The following is a 9,785-nucleotide window of genomic DNA, read 5'->3' as shown; positions in this document are numbered from 1 at the left end:
CCGTTGAGTCATGGGAGGGAAAACCTCCAGGGATCGAGTGGATCCAGCTCCTACATATCGTGAAACCAGGGAAATCACCCCTCCCTTGTTCCCGTTGCCCCTGACAAGGAGGAGAGAAGGTTTTAACAGGCCTCCCCCTCTTCCTCAGCTGATTAACAGGGAGATATCCTGCGAATGAGCGAGTATTTGAAAGAAAAATGATTAATACAGAGGGAGGGGAAATTTGGAACTGTAGGAGCGACAGCGACCGCCTTTGTCTCCGGATTTCATCCGCGAACAGCGGTATAATTCAAGAAAGTCTTACGACAACAGCGGCCGGAAGTCCAAATATTCCCCGTAGTTTAAACTAACTCCTTAAATGTTTAGTCTCAAGTTAAATTAGTATAGGGACTTTTTCAAAGAGGCAGTCCCAAAAGCCATACAAATGGCTGCTGGGACAGCCTCATTTTTGTGAATAAGACTAATTAATTAGTTTGAGATGTTAGTTTAAGTGTACTTTATACACTTATTTACCTTGAAATCCGTTTAGGATGAACTTTAATTGCACTTTCTGCAACTAAAAACTACCTTAAAGACCTATATGACCATATTGTAGATATATAACTGCAGAAAGTGCAACTAAACCGCTTTCTCGCTCAAATCACCCGATTTTAATTGTACAAAGTACATCTAAATTTTTGTGACAATAGCTTTATGCAATGCACCAGAATAGGACGGCAGTAGACGTAAGAATTTTGAAGTTGGAAGAGCGGCAGCGACCGCCACGAGGGGTGTCCCATAAGCCATGAAATGGCTACTTAGGACACCCCTCGTTTTTGGAGTCGGATAGATGGTTGTACTTATAAGGACGCTCCGCGAACGGATCGTTGCTATAATCGCTGCCCAGTCCAGATTTTATTTATTCGCTTTGAAGTACAAAAGGCTATCTCATTCGTCAAAAAGTTCTGCTTTTGAGACAGCCCCTTTTTGACAAGATGAATGTTACTTGCGTTTCTACTGTACAACAACACTATCTAGATAAATAGAAGTGGATCCGCTGGAGTTGGCAGGAGATAGGAACTGTACACCCACTTCTTTTACATCTCCTAAATTGGCAACGCTGGATAGATTCAAGGTTAGTGTCGTTGCACCCGAGGAATTAATTTGTACCGCTCCCGAGTCATACCAGGTGTAACCTGAACCTGTTTTGACATAGAGCTTAGCTTGAAGTCCATTACCAATAGTTCCCCAGTTCGCGTGTTTGACCTTAGCCGTCAGTGATTGTTTGCCGCTGAAGTTATGAGCTGCTACGCGGTTTAATATGAATTGTCCACCACCTAGGTTCACATCCGCTTTTAATGAGCTAGATCCACTAGCAAACCATTCGGTTACAGACCATGGTCCCCCCGTAACATTAGAACCAGTCCAACCTAAAGTACTTCCTCCTTCAAAATCATAGAGAGTGGTACCCGTGCCTCCAGTATTAAAAATAGAAGCTTTTACCGAGGTAGCCTTAATCCCGTTGGTCCCGTTGAAAACTAGATTTCCCCAGGAGGTGAATGTCTGCCAGTCACTACTGGACACTAGATCAAGCCATGCATTGCTACTATCGTTACCCGCCCAAGACCAAGCTAAATACCCGATACCTTTGGATTGTGCTTGATTCATAACCTCTTGAGCGTTTACTGTGCACCCTAGGTTGTTATTTCCGTTATTGTAGTTGTAACCGAATTCTCCGATCATTACAGCTAATCCTAAATTTTTGATGGCTTGAAGCTCGGTGCCGATGCGGGAAGAGTCATTCCAAGAGCCGTACATATGAATGGAGAACATAGTGTTATGATCCGGGTCATGACTCAGCAGAGTATTCCCGTAAGCCTTGATGGGGGATGAATTTTGTCCCCAGCCTGATGCGTCAACCACTAGCGTATTGTGTATTCCCCCGTTACGAAGGGTTGAGATGGCTGTTTTGTAAGCATCACGCCAAGCGGTATCCGAGAGGCTGTTGCCCCCCCATTCGTTTGCAATATTCACAAGGACGTATTTTTCATTACTGGTCAAAATCGGTTTAATATCACTGCGGGTGAAGTATTGTGCTAATTGATTCAGAAGTACAGCATCATCTGAACCTGTACCGTCATGAAGCTCGATCATCGCAACTAAACCAAGCTCCTTGCAACGGTCGACGATTTGCTGTAAACGAGATGCGGTTCCACTCAACGTCCAGACAATGCGAACGGTGTTGGCCTTGTTATTGTTGATTGTTGATAGTGCATTATAGGATTGTGTATCGTACCAAGCATGAGCGTTGTTTACTCCCCGCATGACAAATTTTCAATATAAGATAAAGGATGGTGCTAATTTTTAGCCTAATTAACTCATTATAACCTAACAATTTTGCAATCGCTTACAATTAGTTATCTTACATGACATGATCTGTTTTGTATGGCAGGAAGGAGGAGTAACTTCTATGAATCTAGATCTTCGTTATATTTATCACGGTCAGGAAGCATGTTCTCCCAATCATCAATGTGGGCCAGATATCAACGAGCAATATAAGATTTACTACATACATCATGGGCAGGGCTCTCTCCATTCCTCAGGCACCAGCTATGCCTTAGGGCCGGGGCATGGTTTTCTTATTTATCCACATCAAGAGGCAACTTATATAGCAGACGAATTCAATCCCTGGACTTACTCCTGGATCGTTTTCGAAGGTAAAGATGCGGAAGATTTATTAACCAGAGCACATTTAAGTAAGGAACATCCAATCTTCTATGCACCCGTAATTTCTTGGTTTAATACGTTTGCAGCCCAATTAGACCAAACGCTTGCAAAGGAGAATAGTATGGAGCTTGCCAGTTGTAGTATACTTTACCGTTTTTTTAGTGAGTTACTAGAACTATCTTCCGCTGTTTCAACCTTTAAACCTAAAGAAAGATATGTCCAGAAAGCGATCGAATATATTCATAGCAACTACCAGCGCAAGATATTCATTGCTGAAATTGCTAATATAGTGGGTATTAATAGAATGTATCTAACAAGCCTGTTCAAAGAAATACTTAATACTTCACCGCAGCATTATCTTCACCAGTTCCGAATGGATAAGGCCGTTGAGTTAATGCATAATAGATCACTCTCTATTTCAGAAATTGCCCATTCTATAGGATACAAAGATCCTCCCTTCTTTTCAAAGATGTTTAAAAAACACTGAGGCCTATGTCCTAGTGCATATCGCAATGAAAAAGTTGAAAAGGTATAACAACGGATCACTTCACCTGAATAGAGAAAAAATAGTCCGCCTGCCCTTGGTCCAGGAACCATTCGCAATTGATTCTAAAGATGTAGACACCCTTCGAAGCCGGAGCAGAATAGCTATAGGGGTCGCCTTCGAAACCCTCGGTGATATTGATCATGCTAAATTTCTTAACTCTTAAGGGAGCGTGGCTTTCAATCTTTGACCCGGCGGCTACAACGGTAATCATTTTTCTTTTCATGGTCTCGCCCCCTGAATATCTAGACGTTTCTTTGTGGAGGAAAGTTACACTTTAGGAAAAAAATGATTGTTTATTTGTTGTGCTGAAGATTGGTATCATAGGACACCCCTGAGCATCGATATATTAGTTGGAGACCCGAGAGAAAAAGGAGGGATTTCCAACTGAGTTCTTATTTTCAGCGGATCATCAAGTTATTGCTCGTACTAGGTTTACTCTGTTGCGCTTTCTTTACCGGAAAAGCAAGCGCCTCAGGCAATGATCTGATCATCATCAACAAAAAGGTGAATCAATTGGCATTCTTTAGTGATGGAAAGCTGGTACGGACTTTTCCAGTCGCTACTGGAAGAACCTACAGTCTAACTCCAGAAGGTAGCTTCAAAATCGTTGTAAAAATCAAGAACAGACCCTATTACAAAGAAAAAATTCCTGGAGGAGATCCGCGTAACCCGTTAGGTGACCGTTGGATGGGACTAGAGGTTAATGGAACCTATGGAACCACATATGCCATTCACGGGAACAGCAATGAAAATTCGATTGGGAAATATGTTAGCTCAGGATGCATACGTATGCATAACGAGGATATTCACTGGCTTTTTCCACAGGTCGAAAAAAACACCACAGTCGTAATTACCACAAGTAATGCGGGGATGGAAAAGCTCGCTGCCCAGCATGGGTACACCTTAGGGAGAACGTTGTTTGCCGGAACCTTGATCTTCAATGATGTGTCCACGAAGTTGAATCAGCCTCTTGTTATGGAAAATTCACGGGTATATCTACCACTAAGGGAATTCATAAAATGTCTGGGTGGAGAGGTGAAATGGAATAATAAGGAGCAGATTCTAACCCTTACAAGGGATGAGAGGACGATTACGCATAGGCCGTTGACGAATACGGCAACTGTGAATGGAAAAGAAATCGCCATTTTACCGTCCCTTAGTCAAGATAACAGAGTAATGATTCCGTTGAAAAACATTCCCGAAATGTTCGGACTTCAGGTGAAGTGGAATTCGGAGCTCAAGACGGTGAGTATTTCGGAATAATATACGTGGGAATCCATTCACAAGAATAAAGGGTTGGGCGGGAAAATCATCCGTCCAACCCTTTTATGTCATGAACCTTAAGCTCCAACAGATGATTTGCTCTTATTGGAAGTTTCTATTTTGGTTTAAGGATGAATTAATGGAGGATGGATTTGAACCTTGGCTCATTGGTGGGTTCATTCCCATGCCTGAGCCCATACCGGAACTGGAAGTCATACCGGAACTGATGTTTGAACCCATACCGGAACCAAAGTTTGAACTCATGCCTGAACCGATGTTTGAACCGATGCCGGATCCAAAGGAACCACTCCCAATGTGTGAAGGGTACTGTGTAGATGGTTGTTGATTGAAGGATGGAGTATATGATGGATTAAAGCCGGAAGCTGAAGTGCTGTAGTTGCCCGCTTGCGAGCTTTGTTCCAGCTGTCTGCAAATTTGAGATACTTGTTGCAGTTGTTGAATAGCTGTTTGATGTCCGTGCAGAGCAGATTGAATCATTTGAACAGCTTTATGCTCACGTTGCGCCAGTTCTTCTAATCGGATTGCATTTTGTTGTTCTTGTTGCAGCATTTGTTGGTACATTTGGGTAGCCTGTTGGGTTTGGCTGACAAGCTGCTGCACGATTTGTTCGCATTGATTAATTTGGTTACTTAAGTTTGAATTCAAGATAGTTATCCTCCTTGGAATGGTCGGTTAGTGAGACCAGATTATTATCCCTTATGGAGGTTGTATTATTCATGGTGAGAATCGGAAACCTTATACACATGGCTATACACCGTCTCTTTGAAAAGAGCGAACGCCTCCACGGGAAGTGGTTGAGCATAGCTCATAATTTTTAAAGGCAATTCCGCCTGTCCTTCTCTAAGCGGTGGCTGCCTATATTCATAAGGATTGAGAAAGAAGCCCAGTCTTTCGTAGAAACCGACTCTCCGTAGGGACCATTCGTTGAGAGGAGGCTCTACTTCCAGCAGAATGGGAGTTATTGATTCAGAAATATAATCCCGCATCATCTTGTCTCCCAACCCTTGTCCTCTTACAGCCGGATGAACTGCAATATGCTCTACAAAACGGAATACCGGAAATTCCCATGAAGCGATAAAAGCGATAACCCGGCCTGTGTTGTTATAGTCTGTAATCAAGCGATACCTCGGATCAGCAAGCAGCGCCCTTTGACCATCTAGGGTACGGAATTCGGAGATAGGGAATGACGCTTCCATGATCGCGTAGATTTCATTGAAGGGATTATTGTGCATGTGAAATTGCTCCTTCCTGTGCAGTAATTCTTTATCTGAGTACTTTGTTTGTAAGCAGTATATCAAACCCTGTAAAATGTTGTCTGATGTACAATAATAATCGTCCAAACAATTGTAAAACTTCCGATTGCTGTATTAAATACAGCATTAAGCACTACACGGTCAAAAACAGGCGGAATTCTTGCATTTTATATATGATTTGCGCCCGGGGCAAGAGTTTTTTAATGAAATAATGTATTTATTACAGGATTTTCAGCGATAAGAGGTTTAATATGCAATCAACAGAAATGTACCCCATCGAAACACTTTATAGACAATTGATTGAGGACTGGAATAATCGGAGTGCCTTTGAAATGGCAGAACTTTTCACAGAGGATGGCGAGAGTATAGGTTTTGACGGCAGTCAGTCTCGGGGACGAGATGAGATATTTACACATTTGAAGTCTATACTGACATAGCCCTCATACGAGCCATTGCCGGTATGGTGCCGCACGGGCAATCCGAGATCAATCCTAAAGTTAATACACACCACACCCTAGTTCTGGTCAAAAAGGATGGAGGTTGGCGTATCCAGTTGTTCCAAAACACCCCGCTCAGTTTCACGGAAGACCGTAGAACCCCTAATTCATTTCGGAATGAGTTGATACCTATAAAAATCAGAATGATTGGGCCTTGTGGAAGTGGGAAGTCCTTTATAGCTAAAGAGTTATCGAAAAAGTACAACATAAAGGGTTATGAGCTGGATAATCTTGTGTGGGATCGGAGTGCCGAGAATCTAAGGTTTCCCATTGAAGTAAGAGAAGCGAAATTGGATGAGATTCTGAGCATGGATTCCTGGATCGTGGAGGGAGCCCAATACAGCTGGGGAACCGAGAGCTTCAAGAAAGCTGACATTATTTTTATCCTCAAACCTAATAAGCTGACCAGGAACTATCGAGTGGTGCGTAGATTTTTTAGAACAAGAATTGGATTAGAGAAATGGAAATACAAACAATCCTTTAAGAATCTGTATCAGATGATTTTTGAGTGGAATCGTGGTTATGATCAGGAGGGCTTTAGTACAATTTTGGAGTTAACAGATGAGTTTGCCGACAAGAGAATTATTATAAGCAATAATAAAAAGATCATAGTACATATTGAGGAACATTTCTCTTCGTGACGGAATTACTAAGTCCATTTGTAGATGCGAATAAGGCAGAGGTTGCCGCCATCATCCAAAGACTCTTACAGAAATCGGATCTGATATAAGCTGATTACTGCTCCATACGTGCTGATCAAATTAATGCAACCATTTTGAAAACTCCACCGTCTATAGAATTAGTTCCGTTATGAATTGCGGCAGAACAACCAAGGAGATGGACATAATGACAGGACATTTTAAAGCCATAGCCGGTTTTATGATATTCACAGGGTTGCTAGGACTAACTGCCTGTAATACAAGTAACCAAGACGCAGCAAATGGAACTCCCACCAACGCGCCCACAATAACAACAACGGTAACTACAGTACCTAACTCAAACGTATCTGAACCGGAGGCCAATTCTACTGCTGCACCGACAAAGGTTGCTAACACATCAAGCACACAAAACGTCAGCAAAGAAATTAAGGTACTACTTAATATAGCTAAAAAGGGAAAGGTTCCAAACGTGACATTTGCAGCGCATACCGGACTAATTGACGATGTGGAGAAGGTGTGGGGTAAAGCGGATAAATTGGACATTGTCAGCGGTAACCAATATGCCACCTACACAGCTAAAAAGGTCGTTTTTGGTTTTAACAAAGGTAGTCAAATCTTCGATGTCCGTTCAAGCAGTCCCCAGCTGCAAAAGCTGACGCTCAAGCAAATTGAGGCTGCACTAGGCAAACCCGATGATGTTAAGGTTAATAAGAACGACAAAATCTATATTTATAAAGCCAATAACCAATTTCAACTCAAGTTCATTATTCCGAGTTCAACGGGCAAAGTAGATCACATCTCTGTATTCTCTGAAAAGGACTCTATCAATAATATGGCGGGGTAAGAGGTTTAGGAACACGGGGTGTTGAGGAAAAGAGTTACGAAGAGCAACCAGGCGGAGGAATTCAGCGGGTTGCTTTTTTTTTTGTGCGGTGTCAATGAACTTGGCTGATTAGGTTTAATTGCACTCAGTACATCTATTTAGTGATAAAATGGCTGTCGCTGCACTTTAATCGCACTTTCTACAACTAAATGGCAGCAGTTAACGCATCACGGCCCAATATTGACGATATAAGTGTACTAAGTGCAATTAAAGTGTGGATTCCGTCAAAACCAGTGATTTTAGTTGCACAGAGTACACTTAAAAATACAACAGTCATCAGTTTAACGAGTGAGAGAGAGGTGTTATTACGAGGGAGGGTGGTGTTCACAGCATCCAATTCGCAGGGATAATTTTCCTTTTTGTGGAGGGGATTGGGTGGGGCCTCACGAATTTTCTATGGGATGAGATAAGCCAAGTGAATATTAATTCCAAGCAAGCAGGTGAATTATGAGAAAAAGCATTCTGCTCATTCAGCCGGAGAACGAGAAGATTAATCGGTTCCGCCGAAAGCAGTTCAACAATTTTGTGCAGATCACGATGCCGTATTTGGCTGGTTTTATTGATGAGAATAAATACAAGATCACATTAGTAGATGAATATCAGCAAAAGATTCCCTATCAGCGAAATTTTGATCTGGTGGCGATCACAGTAAATACGCCTAACGCTTATCATTGCTACTCCATGGCTGAGAAGTTTCGGGCAAAAGGTGCCAGAGTGGTGATGGGTGGGCCTCATGCAACGTTACTCCCTGATGAAGTGTCCAAGCATTGCGACATTCTAATGATAGGTGAAGCGGAGGGGATCTGGCCTAAGTTTTTGGAGGATTTCTACGAGGGAGACTTTCAGGAGATTTATCGTTCGGACACCGTCCCGGATTTAAGGAGTGTACCATTACCGAGGTGGGATCTGCTAAAAAGAAGCTCGCTAATGAAAGGTGCGGTATTCTCAACTAGAGGATGTCCTTATCGGTGTGCCTACTGTAACTTAAAGCAAATCTATCACGATAGCTTCCGCTCCCGTCCCACAAGTGAGGTTGTCCATGAGATTTCTTTGATGAAGTCGAGGTTTTTTGTGTTCTGGGATGATAATTTTTTTGCTGATAAAGCGCATGCCCTGGAGTTGATGGAGAGCCTGAAGCCTCTGCGTAAAAGGTGGGCGGCACAGGTGACGCTGGCGGACTGCAACAATGATGAGCTCCTGCAAAAGGCGAGGGAAGCGGGTTGTTTGTATTTGTTTGTGGGCCTTGAATCGTTTTCTCCTTCCGCACTGCGCGGTGTCAATAAACAAATTAATCGCGTAGGCTCCTATCAGGATATTATCAACAAGCTGCATAAACATAAAATCATGATCCAGGCTGGCATCGTATTTGGCTTTGATGAGGATACACCGGCAACCTTTCAGCACACCCTGGAAGCCTGTGAGTCGCTCGGGGTTGATGGAGTAACTGTCAGCCTGCTTACCCCTTTGCCCCAAACACCCGTTTATGCACAAATGAAACGCGAGCAGCGTCTTTTAAATGAGGATTGGAGCCAGTATAACGGTAAAACGGATGTGGTATTTAACCCTTTACATATGTCGAGTGAGCAGCTTCTTAATGGATATAACAATTTTCGGCGTCAATTCTACTCCTTTCCCTCGTTTATCAAACGGATGCGCGTATCCCGAACACATTTGTTCTATAATTTTATAATGAATCTTGGTTATCGTCTGGCGATCAAGCGTTAAGTTGAGAGTTAGTGTCTACCGCGCCGGGAGCCTGAAATGAGCAAATCAGATGTAAAAGTACAATAGAATCACCCCTGGGAGCACCAAATGAGCAAATCAGATGTAAAAGTACAATAGAATCACCCCTGGGAGCACCAAATGAGCAAATCAGATGTAAAAGTACAATAGAATCAGCCCCGGGAGCCCGAAATGAGCAAATCAGATGTAAAAGTACAATAGAATCGCCCCCGG

Annotated in this window: 9 protein-coding genes and 1 pseudogene; 6 read left to right on the top strand and 4 right to left on the bottom strand. The window is 42.7% G+C overall.

Translation table 11 applies throughout. The features are described 5' to 3' along the window. Window positions 1-993: 993 nt before the first annotated feature. Window positions 994-2,304: a cellulase family glycosylhydrolase gene (locus J2T20_RS25595; protein WP_307592818.1), complete on the bottom strand. Its 1,311-nt coding sequence runs from the start codon at window positions 2,302-2,304 to the stop codon at window positions 994-996. Window positions 2,305-2,449: 145 nt separating this feature from the next. Between J2T20_RS25595 and J2T20_RS25590 the strand changes: the two genes are divergently transcribed. Beyond that, on the top strand, window positions 2,450-3,193 hold the full coding sequence (locus J2T20_RS25590; protein ID WP_307592816.1) for an AraC family transcriptional regulator: 744 nt from the start codon (window positions 2,450-2,452) through the stop codon (window positions 3,191-3,193). Window positions 3,194-3,248: 55 nt separating this feature from the next. Here the strand turns inward: J2T20_RS25590 and J2T20_RS25585 are convergent, their stop codons facing one another. After that, window positions 3,249-3,476 carry a hypothetical protein gene (locus J2T20_RS25585; protein WP_307592814.1) on the bottom strand — a complete coding sequence of 76 codons (228 nt, stop codon included), beginning with the start codon at window positions 3,474-3,476 and terminating at the stop codon, window positions 3,249-3,251. Between the two features lie 194 nt (window positions 3,477-3,670). On the opposite strand from J2T20_RS25585, the gene J2T20_RS25580 reads away from it, so the two are divergent. After that, window positions 3,671-4,516, top strand: coding sequence for a L,D-transpeptidase family protein (locus tag J2T20_RS25580; RefSeq protein ID WP_307592812.1), 846 nt, complete (start codon window positions 3,671-3,673; stop codon window positions 4,514-4,516). 102 nt (window positions 4,517-4,618) lie between these two features. On the opposite strand, the gene J2T20_RS25895 is transcribed toward J2T20_RS25580, so the two are convergent. Both J2T20_RS25895 and J2T20_RS25570 read right to left on the bottom strand, forming a co-directional pair. Continuing rightward, window positions 4,619-5,182, bottom strand: a complete 564-nt coding sequence (locus tag J2T20_RS25895) for a hypothetical protein (protein WP_373457863.1) — start codon at window positions 5,180-5,182, stop codon at window positions 4,619-4,621. Between the two features lie 65 nt (window positions 5,183-5,247). Next, window positions 5,248-5,769 (bottom strand): GNAT family N-acetyltransferase, encoded by a 522-nt coding sequence (locus tag J2T20_RS25570; RefSeq protein ID WP_307592810.1) that lies wholly within the window; start codon window positions 5,767-5,769, stop codon window positions 5,248-5,250. Window positions 5,770-6,041: 272 nt separating this feature from the next. On the opposite strand from J2T20_RS25570, the pseudogene J2T20_RS25890 reads away from it, so the two are divergent. The 4 genes and pseudogenes from J2T20_RS25890 (at window position 6,042) to J2T20_RS25550 (ending at window position 9,554) form a co-directional block, all read left to right on the top strand. Beyond that, a pseudogene (locus J2T20_RS25890) lies at window positions 6,042-6,384 on the top strand (SgcJ/EcaC family oxidoreductase). Window positions 6,385-6,577: 193 nt separating this feature from the next. Then, window positions 6,578-6,928 carry a hypothetical protein gene (locus J2T20_RS25885; protein ID WP_373457862.1) on the top strand — a complete coding sequence of 117 codons (351 nt, stop codon included), beginning with the start codon at window positions 6,578-6,580 and terminating at the stop codon, window positions 6,926-6,928. A 202-nt stretch (window positions 6,929-7,130) separates the two neighbouring features. After that, on the top strand, window positions 7,131-7,790 hold the full coding sequence (locus tag J2T20_RS25555) for a YjgB family protein (RefSeq protein ID WP_373457864.1): 660 nt from the start codon (window positions 7,131-7,133) through the stop codon (window positions 7,788-7,790). A 486-nt stretch (window positions 7,791-8,276) separates the two neighbouring features. After that, window positions 8,277-9,554, top strand: a complete 1,278-nt coding sequence (locus J2T20_RS25550; RefSeq protein ID WP_307592804.1) for a B12-binding domain-containing radical SAM protein — start codon at window positions 8,277-8,279, stop codon at window positions 9,552-9,554. The last annotated feature ends 231 nt before the right edge of the window (window positions 9,555-9,785 follow it).

Origin of the sequence: Paenibacillus wynnii (genome assembly GCF_030812855.1) — a bacterium.
GTDB classification, from domain to species: Bacteria; Bacillota; Bacilli; order Paenibacillales; family Paenibacillaceae; genus Paenibacillus_AQ; species Paenibacillus_AQ wynnii_A.
Note: the sequence above shows the minus strand (reverse complement) of the source record. Positions and strands in the feature narration are given on the sequence as shown.

Excerpts from the sequence above, each read along its gene's own strand:
- J2T20_RS25570 (WP_307592810.1), bottom strand. The coding sequence starts at position 5,769 with ATGCACAATAATCCCTTCAATGAAATCTACGCGATCATGGAAGCGTCA.
- J2T20_RS25595 (WP_307592818.1), bottom strand. The coding sequence starts at position 2,304 with ATGCGGGGAGTAAACAACGCTCATGCTTGGTACGATACACAATCCTAT.
- J2T20_RS25585 (WP_307592814.1), bottom strand. The coding sequence starts at position 3,476 with ATGAAAAGAAAAATGATTACCGTTGTAGCCGCCGGGTCAAAGATTGAA.
- J2T20_RS25590 (WP_307592816.1), top strand. The coding sequence starts at position 2,450 with ATGAATCTAGATCTTCGTTATATTTATCACGGTCAGGAAGCATGTTCT.
- J2T20_RS25550 (WP_307592804.1), top strand. The coding sequence starts at position 8,277 with ATGAGAAAAAGCATTCTGCTCATTCAGCCGGAGAACGAGAAGATTAAT.